The following is a 17294-nucleotide window of genomic DNA, read 5'->3' on the forward strand; positions in this document are numbered from 1 at the left end:
TCGATCGTGTTTGAGACGTGTTGTCTGCGAGACGGATCTGATTTTGAATTCGTTGGCGAAAGAAACGCCGTCGGAAATCAGCGCGCGATGACTTCGATCTCGCCGTCGACACCGTTCACGACATTGAAGGGGCGCTCGAACACCTTGCCTTCGTTCTTGGCAATGGCGCGATATTCGCCTTCCGCCAGCGTGACGCGCGGGAATGCGCCGATCGATTCCTTGATGACGTCGCCTGCCGGCGTGATCACCGACCATGCGGTGTTGGCCAGGGCCTCGCCGCCCTTGTCGCTCACCAGCTTCATGGTGATGACCGCCGCACGATGTGTGATCGTCACGTCGGTGAGCTTGCTCGCCTGTACGCGGATGTCAGAGCGCACCACCGAATTGGCGTCGCCGTAATTCGAGATGATGTAGTAGGTGCCTTCCTGCAACAACACGACATCACCCGCAGGAACGCTCGGCAAGAGCGGCGTGCGCTCGCCGCCTTCGAACTGGCTGCCCTTGTAGATCGAGAACGAGATCTGGTTCTGCGGAATCTTCGAGGTGCCAACGCGGCCTTCGATACGCAATCCGCCCGCAGGCAGCACGAACGCTTCACGATCGGTCTCGGACTTGATGGTCACCGGACGAACGGCGCTCACAAGGCCCAGCGCCACATGGACCACATAGCTGCCCGGGGGCAGCACGATATTGGGCGTCGCGCCGCGATCCTCGCGGATCAGCTTGAAGGCACCAGTCTCGTCCGGTCTGTCGGAATAGACCCGCCAGACCAGACCGCTATTGATGACCGGCATATCCTTGCCATAGCGCGCGGTAAGCGCCAGCACGCCCTGTGCAGGCCCCGTTGGAGCAGCCTGGACCGGCGACGGCACAGGCGGCGCGACATTGGCAACCGGCGGCTGGGTCAACGGCGCCGGCAACAGGGGCGTGGAAGCAGGACCGGACGGCGGCGCGAGGCTGATGGCCGGACCCGACGGAACATCCGGGATCGAGCCCGGCGGAACCGGTGCCGGGCGATCCGAAAAGAACTGTGCGGACGCGGCCTGCGGCAAGGCAACAGCCTGCAGCAGAGCGAGAGCCAGCACCATAGCCAGCCGTCCGCTCCGGCCGGATGTTCGCAAATCGTGGCCCCGTGCAGTCATCGTCATGCTTTTCACCCAAAACGCGACAAATTCAAGCCTTGACGCGGCTGTACCGTCGCCAGGCCCACAATCGCGTGAGGTCTCCAGGAACCGGTGCACCGTGCGGTAACGGGTCGCTCTGCAGTCACATTTGGTGCCTAAACCTCGCAAACGCGACATAAATCATGAATTAGCTACCGTCTGGAATGATGACGTTGCTGCATTTAGTATCGGCGGCGTCGAGGAGCTTTGTGTGCTGGAGATTTTGATGGGGCGCAGCCAGAATGGCGCGAACGGTCGCGACAAGCCTGGCTTGGGAAGCGTTCGACGCCCGATCATAGGTCTGGCGCTCGGCGGCGGTGCGGCGCGCGGTTTCGCCCATATCGGCATCCTCCGCACTTTGCTGACCCATGGCATCGTCCCGAACGTCGTGGTGGGCACCTCGATCGGTGCCGTCGTTGGCGGTTCCTACGCTGCCGGACACCTCGATACGCTCGAGGAATGGGCCCGCGGTCTGCAGCCCCGCAATATTCTCAGCTATCTCGACATCCGCCTGAACGGCTCCGGCCTGATCGGCGGCAACAAGCTGGCCGCGCAACTCGAAGCATCGCTGGGCCATGCGCTGATCGAAGATCTCCCGCTGAAATTCGCCAGCGTCGCCACCGAGGTGCGCACCGGCCATGAAATCTGGCTGACTCATGGTCGCCTGGTCGATGCGATGCGCGCGTCCTATGCGCTGCCGGGCATCTTTTCGCCGGTCTTGGTCGGCGATCGCTGGCTGGTCGATGGCGCGCTGGTCAATCCGGTACCGGTATCGGCGGCACGCGCGCTGGGCGCCGAGATCGTCATCGCAGCCAATCTCAGCAATGATGTGTTTGGCCATTCGACCACGATTTTCGACCACGGCACGGGACCGGAAATGGCCGAGCCCATCATCGAAGTCGAAGCGCCAAAGCGGGGTTTCAGCAAGTTCTTCTCGGCCGAGCGCACCATGAAGCGCGAATTCTTCGGCGGCGGCGGACGACCGGGCATCTCCACCGTGATGGTCGATGCCTTCAACATCATGCAGGATCGCATTACCCGTGCGCGCCTTGCCGGCGATCCGCCGGATCTTCTGATCGCACCACGCGTTGGCCGCATCGGCTGGTTCGACTTCCACCGCGCAGAAGAAATGATCACGCTCGGCGCGCGTGCCGCAGAACGCGCCGTCGAGTCCATTCAAGAGGCGATCGAAATCCTCGCCCCCGAAGTGGCAAACTCGCCTGCGCCCGTCGTTGCGCAGAAGCCGACCGCTTCGCAGAGCTGAGCGCGGCGACCGACCTCAGGCCGTCGCAATATATTCGCGCAGCGCTTCCTGTTCGCGTTCGAATTCACGCAAGCGAAATTTGACGACGTCACCGATCGAGATCAGGCCAACAACCTTTTCGTTCTCGATAACGGGCAGATGCCTGAATTTTCCGGTCGTCATCTTTTCCATGATTGCACCGACCGTATCGGACGGTTTGCAACCGATGACCTTGCGCGTCATCACGGCGCTCACGTCTTCATCCAGTGCCCCGGCGCCGCGCTCTCCGATCACCCGTACGATGTCACGCTCGGACAGGATACCGTCAATGTGGTGATGGCTCATCACCAGCACGGCGCCGATTTTTCGCTGCGACAGCATCTGCACGACCGACGAGACCTTATCGTTCGGCGAGACGCTGATGATCTGGTGGCCTTTGGAATCGAGAATTGCACGTACCGTCATTGTCGCCTCCTGAGTCGACCGTGCCCTTTGTCAGGCGCGGTCTTTCATTCTTGGGTCGTCAGACAGATGCAGTGTAACAGCGCAGTTCAACAGTCGTTCAGATGTGGTGATCGAACTGACACACCATTCGCGCCGGGAACGGGATCGACCTCAAGGGCCGAGCCTGCCAACGTGAGCCACCTGTCGAATATATAAGATGGATCAAATGCGTCGGCCTCGCAAGAAGCCGGTACACGCTCAATGCAGGTCGGACATGTCCGGAGACGATGTCTGCGAACCCGTGCGCTGCAATCTCGGAATGGGATCGAACAGCGAGAACAGCAGCAGCCCGGCGAAGAAGCCGCCGATATGCGCCTGCCATGCAACGCTCGCCCCTTCTGCTCCGATCGCAATCGAGCCAATGCCGAAGATGATGTTGACGCCGAACCAGACCGCCAGAAATCCGATCACGCGCGGATCGCGCAATGCACGCAGCAGCGGAAGCGCCGGCACACGCGCCGCTTCATCGGCATCGCCGCGGTTGAACGACAGGAAGCTGCCGCGCACGAAGGCAAAACGGATGGCTGCCGCCATCGCGCCGGAGACCGAAGCCGAGGCGCCGATCATCGGGGCGAGCTCGTGTTCATGGGTAACCAGATGCGCAGCGGCGCCAGCCACAGCCGTCACCGCCATGAAGATGAAGAAGCGGACTGCGCCGAAGCGCCGCGCCAGCGCGCTACCGAACGGCAGCAGCCACAACACGTTGAAGCCGATATGGCTGAGATTGGCATGCAACAGGGAGTAAGTGACGAAACTCCAGACCTTGGCGCCGTTGCCACCCGGAAACGGCATCGACAGCAGCGTCTGGTCGTAGCGCTTCGGAATGAAACCGAAGACCTCGATGGTCCAGTATTCCAGATCCACCGGCAGCAGCATGCGGATAATGTGGATCACGGCGAGCAAACCGACATAGGCCGTCAGCGCTCCCGGCAGGGTCAGGATCGGTTCACGCGGAGGAGCGGGGGAAGCCAATGTGTCCAAGGGAATAACGGCCTGTCAGCAGCTCTGGCGAGCGATGCCCCAGATAGTCGGCTTTGCCGGTGCGGTGCAAGCTCGGGATCGCCGCGGGACGGCAAACTCGCCCAAAAGAAAAAGGGAGAGCCTCTGAGAAAGGCTCTCCCCGGGTCCGTTTTGATCTTTTCCCGCGAATGGATGTCCCGGTACGTCGGACAAGCCGACATCCCCACCCCTCCCCGCGTGACGACCAATTCTGTTTTCAGCCACCTGTTTATCGAAGCGCGTCACGAACTGCTGGAGACAGCCCGCTCCGCTCTGGAGTGAGACGATCCTACCCCCATGATCCGGCTGACCGCAAGAATATGCTTAATTTAACGTTAATTCGGGAGACCTGCCCGAACACGGTGGAAAACGCGCCTTCGGCATGGACGCTGCAATGACTGATCTGCACAACATGTAGCGGCGAGCCGTGGATGGATTCGGGACAGAAATGTCCCCGATCCGCTGCAAGCCGGGTCAGGATCAGGCGAATGAAACATCCATCCAGCCGCGCGTTCTTCGCCTATTGGGACGACAAGCGCGGTTTTGCGCGCGCTCCCGATCGGAGCGAGCTGGAACCCGGCCCGGTGCGCGAGTTGCTCGGCGACATCTTCGTGCTGTCCTGTGACCAGCCCATCGAGTTCCCGTTCCGCGTGGCCGGCACAAGAGTTTGTGCCCTGCTCGGCCGCGACCTGAAGAACCAGGCGTTTCCGTTGCTGTTCGCGCCCGAGTGCCGCGACGAGATCCGGGACATGATCACCGTCGTGTCCGAGGAACAGCTTGTCGCCGTCGCGGGCGTGACCGCGATGACCGAATTCGGCCAGAAGGCGCATCTGGAACTGCTGTTGCTGCCATTCGCGACGCGCGCGCATTCCCCGATCAGCGTGACCGGCCTGCTGGCGCCCATGTATGAAGTCCGCGGCCGGCTCGGCGCGTTCCAGCTGACCTCGTTCCGCTATCTCGCCCACCAGCCGCAGCGCTTTGCACCGCGCGCCCTGCGCAAGCTGCAGGTTGCCCGCGGCCTGATGGTCTATGAAGGGTTGCGCTAGGCAGCCTTCCATCGCCTCGCTCACTGTAGCTGTCGCACAGAACATGCACGCCACCTGGTTGCGCCCCATCGGTATTTGCTAACGCGGCGTTAACCCTGCGGGCCGTAGGGTCGGTCGAAACCCGACCCGCATGACCGGCACGGCACTGATGGCGTTCGCGCAAACAAAATCGATTCTTCCGTCTGCAGAAGAACGCCGTCGCTTTCAGCGGGTGAAAGTGCACCTGCTCGGCCGCTACATGCTGCCGGATCGCCGCGAATTTCCGTGTCAGGTCATCAATATGTCGCCCGGCGGCCTCGCGCTGCTCGGTCCCGGCATCGGCAATGTAGGCGACCGCGTCATCGCCTATCTCGACCATATCGGCCGCGTCGAAGGTAAGATAACCCGCATCATCGACAACGGCTTCGCCATGACCGTGGGTGCCACGCCGCGCAAACGGGACAAACTGGCAGCCCAGCTGACCTGGCTGGCCAACCGCGACATTCTCAATCTGCCGGAAGACCGCCGCCACGACCGTATCGTGCCGCGCAATCCGATCGCGCTCCTCACCCTCGAGGATGGCGTCCAGATGAATGGCCGTATTATCGACCTGTCGCTCTCCGGCGCCGCCATCGCCGCAGAGAAGCGTCCGCCGCTGAACTCGATTGTCATGCTCGGCCGGATCCAGTCCCGCGTGGTCCGCCATCTCGAAGAAGGCTTCGCGCTGGAGTTCTTCCACGAGCAGTTGGCAGAGACGCTCGAAGACAGCGTCAACGCCCGGTAAACGGCGGAACGCCCCTAATCCCGGTTTTTCGATGATCCGAAGGCGCTATCCGCGTCAGCGGATACCGTTGCGCCTCATCTTTACTCTGCCGCGAGCGGTTAATTTCACGCCGCCTTGCGCATGCAAGTTCCTGAATTGCAGCATTCAAGCCATTAACGCGTAAAATTTGAATCAAATGCAATTAGCTAAAATTTGAATCGAATTCGATTCAAGTATAGTTCGAATTCGCCGCTCCTTTTACTAGTAATCGCCTCAATTGTACTTGAGCGATTTAGCGGCGACGAAAATCCTTTGTGCGAAACATGGTCCCAACAAGAAAACGGGGGCCACAATGTTTGGTAACAAGGGGCGATACTTCGGACTGGCCGTTTTAGCAGTCCTTCTTGGGGTAACTTCGTCGGCACGTGCCGGCAACGAAAAACTCTACGCAAGTCTGGGCGACAGCACGCGCGCACCGATCGGCTGGGTCGAATTCTGTTCAGATAATCCGACCGACTGCCGTGGCGGCGCAACGCAGCCACGCGACATCGTCATCACGCAGACTGCGTGGAAGGATCTGGTGCGCGTCAATCGCTGGGTCAACGAGACCGTCAAGCCGATGACCGACATGGATCATTGGGGCGTGATCGAGAAGTGGTCGCTGCCGACCGATGGCTACGGTGACTGCGAAGACTATGTGCTCCTGAAGCGCAAGATGCTGATCGAGGCAGGCTGGCCACGCGAGGCGCTGCTGATCACCGTGGTGCGCGACAAGAAGGGCGAAGGCCACGCCGTGCTCACGGTGAAGACGGACAAGGGCGAATACGTTCTGGACAACCAGAATGAGAACGTCCTCGCCTGGACCGAGACCGGCTACCGCTTCGTCAAGCGTCAGTCACAGAGCGATCCGAATGTCTGGGTTTCGCTCGGCGACAACCGTCCTGCGGTGGCCACGGCCAGCGCGCGGGATCGCTAAACAACACGAATTGGAGACACGCGACCCGGTCACATCCCCACCCCTCCCCGTCCCAGACCGGATCGCGCGCGGCCGAACCTCCCCCAAGGTTCGGCCGCAACTTTTTGGGGAGGTGGTCACGCTGCTGCCGACAAGAAGCTGCGACGATGTGTGGAAACAGACGAGGGTCCGGCTGACGCACGATGTGCCAGCCTGATCTCGGACTGACATCCGAGAACACGAGCTGACATGAAAATCGCCGCGCTAGTCGAGGCGATTTGCGTTTCGGTCGATGGTGCCGTCGGGCCGATAGCCGAAGCGAGCCAATGCGATTGCGGCAAACCGCTTCCCGAAGCGGCGTTCGAACTCACAGAACATCCAGACGAAAGCCATCGCCAGCGCAAAGACGGTGGTGACAAACAGCAGAGTGAGGTTGGCAATATTATCGAGGGTCATGGTCATCGTTTCGATTTTGCAAAACGCGTACCAGACAATCTAACCAGCCATGATGTGGCTCCAGCACAGCTATACTGGAGCCGACGAGGTAATAGGTGGCGTCGCTAAAGGCCAATCACTCACAAACCTCGACACGACGCAGCCGATATCCAGCCGGTGTCCATACGCGTTTACGCGTTACATAACATCCGCCTTCGTCATCATAACCGCCATAAGCGTAAGGGTACCCACCGTAATACGCATAGGGGCCGTAGCCGTAGTAGCCGCCATAAAGGCCGGCGCCGGCAAGACCCAGCCCGAAGCCGATACCGGCACCGCGCCATCCGAAGCCGCCGCCATGCAAGCCACCACCGTGAAATCCACCGCCATGGAATCCGCCGCCGTGGAAGCCTCCGCCGCCACCGTGCCCGCCGCCACCGCGCGCCGATGCGGCCGTCGGCGCAACCAGCGCGACTGCGGCGAGGGTCACCAGACCAAACACCAATTTGCGTAACATCAACTACACTCCGTCACGGGTCATTCCAGCGCCGCCCTTGTGACATAGGTAGCTCTTTCACTCGTGAACCGCCACGGTGTGACGATCAATAGCCGTCACTTGTTCGCGACTATCGATTACGGTGTGTTGCTGAACGCCTGTCGCGCAACGTTGCGCTAGCACCCCTTGCAGATGCTCTTCACCTTGCGATCGACGGCGCGATCCTGCGCATCGACCGCTGCATCGCCTGTCGTCGGCTTGCCATCGGGCGACGCCTGTCCGGTCCCGCTCGCGCCTGTCGTTATCCCGGTCGCGGCGCGTCCACTGCCCGCATTCGCCGTGCCTGCACTATTGGTCCCTGCTGTGCCGCCAGTCGCGCCGCCGCCTGAGCTGCCTGCACTGCCGGATTGGGCGAGTGCCACGGCCGAGGACAACAGGACGGCAGCCGTTGCAGCCGCGATGAGTTTCGAGGAATGCGCCATTGGAAATCTCCTTTGGCGTTCAACGAGACCGGCGGAAACGGGTTCCGCAGCGGGAACGAATTTGGCGCCGGCGGCTTGAATCCCTGAAATGGCCGAGGAGAAGTGTGCGTGTCCTGGGACGGGCCGGAGTTAGCAGATGTCATGCGCAAGCTGATCGACTTCGACGACGAGACCCTCGACAAGCTCATCCAGCTTGGACGCGACCGTATGGCGACGACGCAAGAACTCGCCGATGAGGCCTTTGCCGATCTCCTGAAGAAGCACGGCGTGCCGATCGATCTTACGGACGCCTTGCGCAAGAGCGTGAAAGCCGCCGGTTCATCATCCGCATCCAGCCGCAAGACTGCGATGCGCCCCGCCCCGTCACGTCCAGCAAGGAAGAAGGCCCATGCCAAACGATCCGCAAAAAGATCCATTTGAGGAAGGCGAGCGTGCCGCCAGCGAGGGCATTCCTGCCGAGGCCAATCCCTATCAGGACGGCACTGAGGAGCATGCGCTATGGAGCGCCGGCCACGAGCGCGTGGCCGGCAATACAGAAGCCAGCGAGTCCGAAAGGACGTGACCGCGCGCGGCGCGATCAAAATTAGCCGATCTTCTTGAGACCCTTCGTAAAGCGCGGGCCGTTGGCCGCGTAGAACCGCGCCGCGCTGCCCATCGCCGTCACCTGCTCCGGCGACAGCGTGCGAATGACGCGCGCCGGCGATCCGATGATCAGCGAATTCTCCGGAAATTCCTTGCCCTCGGTGATCACCGAACCGGCGCCCACGATGCTGTTCTTGCCGATCCTGGCGCCGTTCATCACGATCGAGCCCATGCCGATCAGCGCGCCGTCCTCAATCGTGCAGCCGTGCAGGATGACGTTGTGGCCGACGGTGCAGTTCTTGCCGATGGTCAGGGGAAAACCCTTGTCGGTATGGCACGTGCAGTTGTCCTGCACATTGGAGCCTTCACCGATCTCGATCCATTCGTTGTCGCCGCGCAGCACCGCGCCGAACCAGACACTCGCCTGCTCCAGCAAACGAATCTTGCCGATCACATCGGCCGTGTCGGCGATGAAGTAATTTCCGCTGGCCGGAAGATCCGGTCCCTGCCCGTCGAGTTCGTAGATAGCCATGGTCTCTTGGTCTCCTTTACGGGAGACACTGCCATGAATTCTTGCGCTTAGGCCAGTACGCCCAGCGCTTTCAGCGTCATCACGATGAAGGTGCCCGACATCAGGCTCCAGACGCCGGCCAGCACCGTCGCGATCATCACGAACTGAATGCGATGCTCCTCGGGCGCGCCGTTGCGCAATGTGTTGCGCATGATGATGAAGGGCGCTGTGAAGACGAGCAGCGGCACTGCGGCGAAGGCTTCAGGGGACGGCCCCTGCTGAAGCAGGCTGAAGCTCGGGGGACGTTTGGCGAAGGCCTGATAGGCGCTTGCAATGGCGCCTGCGAGAGCGAAGCCAATGCATAGTTCGAGAAATGAATTCAACGCATCGGGGGACATCGAACCGCCTTCGCTACACATGCAAACACCGCCCTGCATCGCAAAATGCGCAGGTCCACGCCAGCACAACGTTAATAAAGGGTTAACGGCAAAAGCCGGAACCACGTACCGCGCATGGCTCCAGGGTACCTTCCGCGGCGGGATACGCGAGGCCGTTAACCATCGGCTGGCATATTCGCGGTTGATTCGCCCACCCGTTACACCGTCCCAGTTCCAATTTAGCGTGCGCATGTCTCTGCTGTTTCCGACCCACCCGACGACGCGGCCGCGGCGCCGCCACCGCCGCAACCACGTCGTACCGATGCTGATCGGTGCAGCACTTGCAGCCCCTGCTATCGCAGTGGTGGCCTATCTGCTGTGGCCGACCTGGCAGAGCCAGAAGCCGGGCGATCCCGACCGCATTCCGGTGAGCGTGGGCGCAACGCTGTTCAACGTCCCGACCCATGCCTTTCGCCGCAAGGTGCAGAAACATTCAGGGCCGCAGGAACGCGTCGACCTGAGCTATGTCTATCCGTCGCTCGAAGCGAGTAACCTGCCGAGGCATGTCAGCGTCGAGAATTTCGATGAGAACGCGCAGCCGATCGATCGCATCTTCGTCTCGATCTCGGCGCATCACGATGCCACCTCGCCGGACACGCGCTTGCGCACCATCTATCCGCGTTACATCGATCGCACCGGAGGCAGCGAGGACGGCCTGACCGTCCAGCCGTTCCGCGACAACTCGCCCTACAGCAATGAAGATCTCTATCTCGGCACGACGCCGGCACTGGTGGCGCGCTGCACGCGCGACGGCGCCACGCCCGGCATGTGCATGAGCGAACGCCGCATCGGCGGCGCCGATCTCATCTTCCGCTTTCCACGGAGCTGGCTCGAGCAATGGCGCGACGTGGGCAATGCGATGGATCGGCTGACCACGCAGCTCAGCGGGCTGCGGTAAGACACGCGTCGTGATTGCGTTGATCGTGGGATGGGGTGAGCATCTGCGCCCTAGCTACCCTACGAATCTTGCGTAACACTCTCAGTCGTCATGGCCGGACTTGTTCCGGCCATCCACGCCTTCCTTTGTCGCCAAGACGTGGATACGCGGGACAAGCCCGCGCATGACGACTGAGTATGTCGTGACCACGGGCGCCACGCCTCTCCTGATTCAACTGTCAAACAGCCACTGCTGGTCAGACATGCGTCATCACCCCCATTGTTAGCGGCGCGGGGGCGCCGTCGTCTGTTGCATTCCCGCCCCCTGTGAGAGGGCGTGCGGAACGCCAGGTGCCCGTTGCACCCTTGGGCCTGATGCGATGCGGTCTTCCGCAATCTATAGTGTGCATCAAGACTTTCGGAATCACGAGCAAGTGCCCGACGTTCCGCCTGCGGTGTTTTTTCGACTTGCTTGCACTTTGCCTCAGCGAACGATCCGATCACCAAATTAAAGTCCCAAGGCGATGGGAAGGGAGCCTCAAGCACTTGGGCCGGACGCATTTCGATTTGGTCGTCCGTCACACTGTCCAGGGGTCTTTCCATCACAAGGTCGGCCGTTTCCTTGCCAGTGGCAGTGCTGGCGCAGATCCGTCCTGCCCGAAGACAGACGTCACCCGTGAACCGCGTAACGCCGCATCTCCGGCGTCCACCGCATCCCACCCCGCGAACGTGACGATCGCGATCGCCCCTCTCGGTGGGGCAGGACATTGGGGAATATAATCATGACGGGGATATTGTCAATGGAGAATAGGAAAAAATGTTTAACCCGAACCTCTCCACTGTCGTCCCCGCGCAGGCGGGGACCCATACACGCTGGAGGACTGGTGAGAGCGTTGTCGTTGTGGCTCTGCCGCAATCACGCTGACCGTGGTGATGGGTCCCCGCCTGCGCGGGGACGACGCGGAGAGGTCAGCGCGTTCATACACTCGTCATTCCGGGGCGCGGGCGCGCCTTCGCGCACGCGAACCCCAGCCACTCCAATTGGAGTGGCGGGGAATCTCGACATGTTCAGCGCAAAACACTCCGGGATTCCGGGTTCGCACTGTAGCGGCTTCGCCGCCTTCGTGCGCCCCGGAATGACAGTCGGGAGGTCAGCGCCCAGGAATGACGAGCTTGGATCGGGATTCCCCGCCACTCCATGTGGAGCCGCGTGGAGCTGACCTTCGCGATGGCCATCGCCGCTACGGCACATCCTTCGCCGGCAGGACGGGCACGGGCAGCGGGGCGAATGTGATGGACTGGGAGTCGCCGCGCATGAAAGCGGGGTCCAGCAGACCACCGCCGGATGGATCGCCGCCGGGCTCGCCGCTGGCGAACAACGCGCCTTGCGGACCGCCAGGGGGCATCTCGCCGTCGCCGGATCCGAATTGCGCAGCGCGCCCGCCCTGCGGATGACCCGCGGCAATCTCGGTGCGCGCACGCTCGGCCTTGCGCGCCAGCGCGGTGGAGTAAGGCCGCCGATAGGCCCGTGGCGCCCCGCTCGGCAGATTGTCGTCGTCGAGGGCCTCGACCCACATGTGGATGGCGCCGGGCTCGCCCTGCGCGATGTTGGGCTCGACGCTGCGCACCCACAACAATTGGAAGTTTGGCGGCAGCGGATCGTCCGCCGACCAGCCGAGCAGGCCCTGGGTGCGGAAGAACACCAGCACGTAAAACCCGGAGGTCACCACCACCGCACCGACCTTCACCAGCCACGGCAGCCGCGCCCGCACCACCGCCAGCAACAGCAACAGGCCGAGCAGCGCGTAGCCGAGTGACAGACCGAGAATGCTGGCTTGCAGGCTCATCGCTTCATCCGGCCTTGCGCTCCCTGTACCGCTTGTTCAGCATCCGCACGAGCGATGTCTGGTCGTGATTGACCTCGGTCACATTGCCGGCCTTGTCCATGATGAAGCGCACCGCGGTGGTCTCGGCACCGCCATGATCGACATTGACGGTGTCGTAGTGCACCACCTGGACTTTCGGATTCAGCTTCTCGACCTTGACCGTCACTGGCACAGGCTGTCCGGTCAGCGCCGCGAAATGGTAGATGTTGACGATGTACTCGCCGGCCACGATGCCGCGCACGCTGACGATCTCCTGCCGGATCGGCGAGAGCACCTTCTGGCCGTTGACCATGATGAAATCGTTGAGCCCGCCGCGATCATCGCGGTCGAGTACCATGAAGCCGGTCTCACGCCGCCGGTACCACACAATGTTGCCGATCGGGTCCTGCACGAACATGTCGATGTCGTCCGGGTGCTTGTCGGGCCAGCTCACCGTGATCAAAAACTCCAGCTTGGGATCGACCTTGCCTTCATCGTCCTTGGTCTTGATCGCCAGCAGCGCGATGAAGAACAGAAACGCGATCACCTGCAGCGCCTTGAACAGCATGACGCCAAGCGGATCGAACGGCGCTTCCTTGTCGGCGAATTCGAACTCGTCGATCACCTCGCATGCTCCGCTTCACGTTCGAGCAGCGACACGGCGTGGACGTCGATGACACCGACGGCAAAGGCGAACAGTTTGGCCGTTGCGTCCTCCAGCATGTAATACTGGATGCGGATCAGGATCGAACCGATCAGCCCCGCCAGCGTGGTGTACATCGCCACCGCCATGCCCTCGCTCATCAGGTTCATGGAGGCCTTGATGGCGCCCTGATTGCCGGTGTCGAGGCCGGCGATCGGCGCCAGCATCATGATGAAGCCAACGATCGTGCCGATCAGGCCGAGTTTCATCAGCGTATCTCCGGCAAAGCCGCCGAAGCCGTTGGAGCCGCGCAGATTGCCGGCGAGACGACGCAGCAACAGCGTCTGGTCGAGCCGTCGCTCGCTTTGCAGCGCGGACTTCACGGCGAGGTCGCGGATATGCGACGCCATCAGGCCTTTCGGCAATGCGCCCACACCATCGATCGCCACACCGTCGCCGGCCACGACGATGCGTTGACCGCCCTGCGCAAACAGTTGCGCTGCCCCCCGCGCCGCATCGGCTTCGCGCGACACCGCGATCAGGCGCCACAGGCAATGCAGCGACGCGCCGAAATAGAGCAGCACGATCACCGACGAGATATAGGTGCGATCGACGGCAAGCATCTGCCGGACCAGACCATAGTGCCAGAGCAGAACCGCGGCGAACAGGCAGAGCCCGGTAAAGATCAACCAGTGCAGCAGCGGCGCGCGATCTGCCGGATCGAGATGATGCCGGCTCACCACATGTCCCTCCTGCTGGTTGTTTCGCTGATCACGATCGGCGGTTGGCTTCAATCTGCCGTCTGTACGACTGAGCCTCCAAGGGCATTGCACCCGTCACACGCCGGGCAAATTGCCCAAACGACGCAGGGACCGCTTGCCAGACCGCGGCGCGTGTCGCTTTAATATCAACGTCCGACCGCGGGGAATGTGATCATGCGCCTGCTGATACATCTCGTCCTTCGTCTCGTCGCTGTGGTGCTGCTCTGTCTGGCCTGTACGGTCGGATGGATTCTGGTCGATGCGCACCGCACCATCGAGGCCGACACTGCCGCCTCCGCCGACCGCGTCGCGGCAACCCTGCAGAACCTGTATTGGCGCGAATTGCTGTGGCGCGATGGCACTTACCGCGATGCACTGCTGCCGCTGCCGGACTGGAAATCCATGGCCACCATGAAGGTGATCGCGCCAGGCGTGTGCATCGACTTCCGGCTCGGCAGCGCACCGCCCTTCGATCTGTGCAGCCAGACCGAAGACATCGGCAGCCCGGCGCCGTCATGGTTCGTCCGTCTCTACGGCGCGCTGTTCGGGCCGCATGCCACGGTGACGCGGCCGCTTACCGTGCGACAGCGCGATGCCGGCACCGTGCAAGCCCGTGTCGAACCCGTCGCCGCCGTGCGTCAGGCTTGGCGGCAGGTGACCGTGATGGTCAGCGTCGCCGCGGCGATGGCGCTGGGCATCAGCCTGCTCGCGATCCTCCTGATCGGCCATGCGCTAATGCCGGCCCGAAGCATCGTACATGGCTTGCGCCGTCTCGAGCATGGCGACCATCGCCATCGCCTGCCCGCTTTCGGCGCCACCGAATTCAGCCATATCGCCCGCGCCGTCAACGATCTCGCCGGCCGTCTTGCAGCCACCACCGCAGAACGCGTCGCACTGACCAAGCGACTGTTTCAGGTCCAGGAAGAAGAACGCCGCGCACTGGCGCGCGATCTGCACGACGAGTTCGGCCAGTGCCTCACCGCCACCGCGGCGCTCGCCGCAGCCATCGAGACCGGCGCCGCGCCGTCCCGTCCTGATCTCGCCGACGATGCCCGCGCCATCGCCCGCATCACCGGCCAGATGATGACGACACTGCGCAGCGCGCTGGCGCGGCTGCGCTCGCAGGATCTCGAGGAACTGGGATTGCAGGCCAGCCTCGTGCAACTGGTGGCGCAGTGGAATGCGAGCACGACGCGGCGCGCGGTGTTTCATCTCGACGTGACCGGCGATCTCACCGCCGTCCCCGCAGAAGCCGCCGTCAACATCTACCGCATCGCGCAGGAATGCCTGACCAACGCCGCACGTCACGGCCGGCCGCAGCACGTCCATCTCCGCATCAACCATGGGGAAGAGGTCCGCGACGCCGTCGCCGTCAGCGTCGAGGATGACGGCGGCGGCGACGCAACGCAGGCCCACACCGCCTCCGGCCACGGCATACTCGGCATCCGCGAACGCATCGCCGCGCTCGGTGGCAGCCTGTCGATCGCTCCGGCGGCACACGGTATCCGCGTGGCCGCGGTGATTCCGCTGCAGCCGCGACAGGCGGCGGCATGACCGCCGTCAGCATCCTGCTGGTCGATGACCATCCGGTGGTGCGCGAAGGCTATCGCCGGCTACTGGAGCGGCAGGCCGGTTTTCGCGTGAGTGCCGAGGCCGAGGATGCCGCTGCGGCCTATCGCGCCTATCAGGCAGAGCGCCCGGACGTGGTGGTCATGGATCTGTCGCTGCCCGGCCCCGGCGGGCTGGAAGCGATCCGGCATATCCGGCAATGGGATCGCACCGCGCGCCTGCTGGTATTCACCATGCATGCGAGCGCTGCGTTCGCGCTGAAAGCGTTCGAGGCTGGCGCCTGCGGTTACATCACAAAGAGCAGCGCACCGCACGAACTGGTGCGCGCCATCGCCACCGTCGCCGGCGGCGGACGCGCATTGAGCGAAGACATCGCGCGCGAAATCGCCAGCGAGCGGCTCGGCAACGAACGGTCGCTGGTGGAAGATCTCGGGCCGCGCGAAACGGAAATCCTGCGGCTGGTGGCGTCAGGCTGGACCACGGAGCAGATTGCGACATCGCTCAATCTGAGCACCAAGACCGTGCAGAATTATCACTACCAGATCAAATCGAAGATCGGCGCGCGCACCGACGCGCATCTGGTCTGGCTTGCCACCGCCGCCGGCCTGGTCGCGCCGGACAACGCGGCCTAGCGTGCACAGAGCGCGAGGCCTGTGCAGCGCTTGCGCGACCTCGCCGCCGCCAGGCGGGGGCAAGGCGCAGCCTCAGTCGTTATCGACGAGGTCTTCTTCCAGGATCGCCATCTGGAACTGGAACGAGCGATCATCGTCTTCGTCATCGACGAACAGCACGCCGATGAATTCTTCGCCGATATAGACTTCGGCGGAGTCGTCCTTCTTCGGGCGCGGCACCACGCGGAGCTTCGGGTTGCCGAACACGCGCTTGAGATAGGCGTCGAGCTTTCTGACTTCCTGAACGTCCACAGGTGTCTCCAATGCAGTTGATGTCTGTTGAGCTGATGGAGAGAAGCTTTAATGCGAGATGACGGCCACGGCTAGGCCGTTTCTCGAAAAATCACGCGATCCCACAGGCGAACGAAAACGCGTGCGAAATCAGTGCCTGAAAATCGCAAGCCCAAAATCACAGGCACGAAAATCAGAGTCCGATCGCGTTCAGCATCTGGTTCATGGTGCGCGACGGCTCCGCACAGCCCGCTTCGCCGACGATCTTCGCCGGCACGCCCGCCACGGTGACGTTGTGCGGCACGGGCTTGACGACGACGGAGCCCGCGGCAATGCGCGCGCAATGGCCGACCTCGATATTGCCGAGAATCTTGGCGCCGGCGCCAATCAGCACGCCGCGGCGAATCTTCGGATGACGATCCTCGTTTTCCTTGCCGGTGCCGCCGAGCGTGACGCCATGCAGGATCGAGACATCGTCTTCAACGACAGCGGTTTCACCGACGACAAAACCAGTCGCGTGATCGAGAAAGATTCCGCGGCCGATCTTGGCGGCGGGATTGATGTCGGTCTGGAAGGCGGCCGACGAGCGGCTCTGCAGATACCACGCAAAATCCTTGCGGCCTTTGCCATAAAGCCAATGTGCCAGACGATGCGCCTGGATGGCATGGAAGCCCTTGAAGTACAGCAGCGGATCGATGAAGCGCGTGGTGGCCGGATCGCGGTCGAACACGGCGACGAGGTCGGCGCGGAACGCATTGCCAAGATCCGGCTCATCGCGCAGCGCTTCGTCGAAGGTCTGGCGGATCAGGTCGCCGGACAGCGCCGCGTGATCGAGACGTTCGGAAACGCGATGCACCACCGAATCTTCCAGACGGTTGTGATGCAGCACGGTCGAATAGATGAAGGATGCAAGTTCAGGCTCGCGATGGACGATGTCCTCCGCCTCGGAACGGATGCGATCCCAGATCGGATCCAGCGTTGCGAGTTTTGAGTTCTGCGGATTGATGCTCTGCACGGCCATGGCGGACTCGCAATTTCCTGAATAGGGCGTCGACTATAGCACAAGACGTATCGCTGTCGTGA

22 protein-coding genes are annotated in these 17294 nt (G+C 62.4%); 9 read left to right on the forward strand and 13 right to left on the reverse strand.

The annotated features are described in order from the left end of the window. Positions 1-77: 77 nt before the first annotated feature. Positions 78-1148: a hypothetical protein gene (locus AB8A27_RS15145; protein ID WP_441242599.1), complete on the reverse strand. Its 1071-nt coding sequence runs from the start codon at positions 1146-1148 to the stop codon at positions 78-80. A 226-nt stretch (positions 1149-1374) separates the two neighbouring features. Here AB8A27_RS15145 and AB8A27_RS15150 point away from each other — a divergent pair, with 226 nt between their 5' ends. Then, complete coding sequence (locus tag AB8A27_RS15150) at positions 1375-2427, forward strand: patatin-like phospholipase family protein (RefSeq protein WP_441242600.1); 1053 nt, start codon at positions 1375-1377, stop codon at positions 2425-2427. 15 nt (positions 2428-2442) lie between these two features. Here the strand turns inward: AB8A27_RS15150 and AB8A27_RS15155 are convergent, their stop codons facing one another. Both AB8A27_RS15155 and AB8A27_RS15160 read right to left on the reverse strand, forming a co-directional pair. After that, entirely contained in the window at positions 2443-2871 is a 429-nt protein-coding gene (locus AB8A27_RS15155; RefSeq protein ID WP_441242601.1) for a CBS domain-containing protein, read from the reverse strand. Between the two features lie 237 nt (positions 2872-3108). Continuing rightward, a complete protein-coding gene (locus AB8A27_RS15160; protein WP_441242602.1) occupies positions 3109-3891 on the reverse strand; it encodes a rhomboid family intramembrane serine protease in 783 nt (260 codons plus the stop codon). Between the two features lie 506 nt (positions 3892-4397). On the opposite strand from AB8A27_RS15160, the gene AB8A27_RS15165 reads away from it, so the two are divergent. The 3 genes from AB8A27_RS15165 (at position 4398) to AB8A27_RS15175 (ending at position 6673) form a co-directional block, all read left to right on the forward strand. Beyond that, entirely contained in the window at positions 4398-4955 is a 558-nt protein-coding gene (locus AB8A27_RS15165) for a PAS domain-containing protein (protein ID WP_441242603.1), read from the forward strand. A gap of 148 nt (positions 4956-5103) precedes the next feature. Then, the gene (locus AB8A27_RS15170; RefSeq protein WP_092147246.1) at positions 5104-5718 is read left to right on the forward strand and encodes a PilZ domain-containing protein; all 615 of its coding nucleotides are present in this window, start codon (positions 5104-5106) and stop codon (positions 5716-5718) included. 331 nt (positions 5719-6049) lie between these two features. Continuing rightward, positions 6050-6673: a transglutaminase-like cysteine peptidase gene (locus AB8A27_RS15175; RefSeq protein WP_092146963.1), complete on the forward strand. Its 624-nt coding sequence runs from the start codon at positions 6050-6052 to the stop codon at positions 6671-6673. 243 nt (positions 6674-6916) lie between these two features. Here AB8A27_RS15175 and AB8A27_RS15180 read toward each other — a convergent pair whose 3' ends face one another. From AB8A27_RS15180 to AB8A27_RS15190, 3 genes are all read right to left on the reverse strand, one after another. Further along, a complete protein-coding gene (locus AB8A27_RS15180; RefSeq protein WP_441242604.1) occupies positions 6917-7108 on the reverse strand; it encodes a hypothetical protein in 192 nt (63 codons plus the stop codon). 115 nt (positions 7109-7223) lie between these two features. Then, positions 7224-7604: a hypothetical protein gene (locus AB8A27_RS15185; protein WP_441242605.1), complete on the reverse strand. Its 381-nt coding sequence runs from the start codon at positions 7602-7604 to the stop codon at positions 7224-7226. Positions 7605-7759: 155 nt separating this feature from the next. After that, a complete protein-coding gene (locus AB8A27_RS15190) occupies positions 7760-8065 on the reverse strand; it encodes a hypothetical protein (protein WP_441242606.1) in 306 nt (101 codons plus the stop codon). A 141-nt stretch (positions 8066-8206) separates the two neighbouring features. On the opposite strand from AB8A27_RS15190, the gene AB8A27_RS15195 reads away from it, so the two are divergent. Both AB8A27_RS15195 and AB8A27_RS15200 read left to right on the forward strand, forming a co-directional pair. Continuing rightward, complete coding sequence (locus AB8A27_RS15195) at positions 8207-8485, forward strand: hypothetical protein (RefSeq protein ID WP_441242607.1); 279 nt, start codon at positions 8207-8209, stop codon at positions 8483-8485. Next, a complete protein-coding gene (locus AB8A27_RS15200) occupies positions 8454-8627 on the forward strand; it encodes a hypothetical protein (RefSeq protein WP_441242608.1) in 174 nt (57 codons plus the stop codon). The genes AB8A27_RS15195 and AB8A27_RS15200 overlap by 32 nt, the downstream gene beginning before the upstream one ends. 21 nt (positions 8628-8648) lie before the next feature. On the opposite strand, the gene AB8A27_RS15205 is transcribed toward AB8A27_RS15200, so the two are convergent. Both AB8A27_RS15205 and AB8A27_RS15210 read right to left on the reverse strand, forming a co-directional pair. Next, complete coding sequence (locus tag AB8A27_RS15205; protein ID WP_115029522.1) at positions 8649-9179, reverse strand: gamma carbonic anhydrase family protein; 531 nt, start codon at positions 9177-9179, stop codon at positions 8649-8651. Between the two features lie 47 nt (positions 9180-9226). Continuing rightward, complete coding sequence (locus AB8A27_RS15210) at positions 9227-9556, reverse strand: DUF6949 family protein (protein WP_441242609.1); 330 nt, start codon at positions 9554-9556, stop codon at positions 9227-9229. Between the two features lie 229 nt (positions 9557-9785). On the opposite strand from AB8A27_RS15210, the gene AB8A27_RS15215 reads away from it, so the two are divergent. Next, positions 9786-10493: a hypothetical protein gene (locus AB8A27_RS15215; RefSeq protein WP_441242610.1), complete on the forward strand. Its 708-nt coding sequence runs from the start codon at positions 9786-9788 to the stop codon at positions 10491-10493. Positions 10494-11712: 1219 nt separating this feature from the next. On the opposite strand, the gene AB8A27_RS15220 is transcribed toward AB8A27_RS15215, so the two are convergent. From AB8A27_RS15220 to AB8A27_RS15230, 3 genes are read right to left on the reverse strand one after another with little or no spacing between them, the layout of a single operon-like run. After that, positions 11713-12318, reverse strand: a complete 606-nt coding sequence (locus tag AB8A27_RS15220) for a hypothetical protein (protein ID WP_441242611.1) — start codon at positions 12316-12318, stop codon at positions 11713-11715. A 4-nt stretch (positions 12319-12322) separates the two neighbouring features. Further along, positions 12323-12961, reverse strand: coding sequence for a hypothetical protein (locus AB8A27_RS15225; protein ID WP_092146947.1), 639 nt, complete (start codon positions 12959-12961; stop codon positions 12323-12325). After that, a complete protein-coding gene (locus AB8A27_RS15230) occupies positions 12958-13719 on the reverse strand; it encodes a MotA/TolQ/ExbB proton channel family protein (protein WP_286144369.1) in 762 nt (253 codons plus the stop codon). The genes AB8A27_RS15225 and AB8A27_RS15230 overlap by 4 nt, the downstream gene beginning before the upstream one ends. A gap of 195 nt (positions 13720-13914) precedes the next feature. Between AB8A27_RS15230 and AB8A27_RS15235 the strand changes: the two genes are divergently transcribed. Together AB8A27_RS15235 and AB8A27_RS15240 are read left to right on the forward strand one after the other, a co-directional pair. Continuing rightward, a complete protein-coding gene (locus AB8A27_RS15235; RefSeq protein ID WP_441242612.1) occupies positions 13915-15294 on the forward strand; it encodes a histidine kinase in 1380 nt (459 codons plus the stop codon). Beyond that, a complete protein-coding gene (locus tag AB8A27_RS15240; protein ID WP_441242613.1) occupies positions 15291-15941 on the forward strand; it encodes a response regulator in 651 nt (216 codons plus the stop codon). Before AB8A27_RS15235 ends, AB8A27_RS15240 begins: the two co-directional genes overlap by 4 nt. Before the next feature lie 72 nt (positions 15942-16013). Here the strand turns inward: AB8A27_RS15240 and AB8A27_RS15245 are convergent, their stop codons facing one another. After that, a complete protein-coding gene (locus AB8A27_RS15245) occupies positions 16014-16232 on the reverse strand; it encodes a DUF3126 family protein (RefSeq protein ID WP_441242614.1) in 219 nt (72 codons plus the stop codon). A 172-nt stretch (positions 16233-16404) separates the two neighbouring features. Further along, complete coding sequence (gene cysE / locus AB8A27_RS15250) at positions 16405-17232, reverse strand: serine O-acetyltransferase (RefSeq protein ID WP_441242615.1); 828 nt, start codon at positions 17230-17232, stop codon at positions 16405-16407. Between the last annotated feature and the right edge of the window lie 62 nt (positions 17233-17294).

The organism is Tardiphaga sp. 768_D3_N2_1 (assembly GCF_052076105.1).
Taxonomy (GTDB): domain Bacteria; phylum Pseudomonadota; class Alphaproteobacteria; order Rhizobiales; family Xanthobacteraceae; genus Tardiphaga.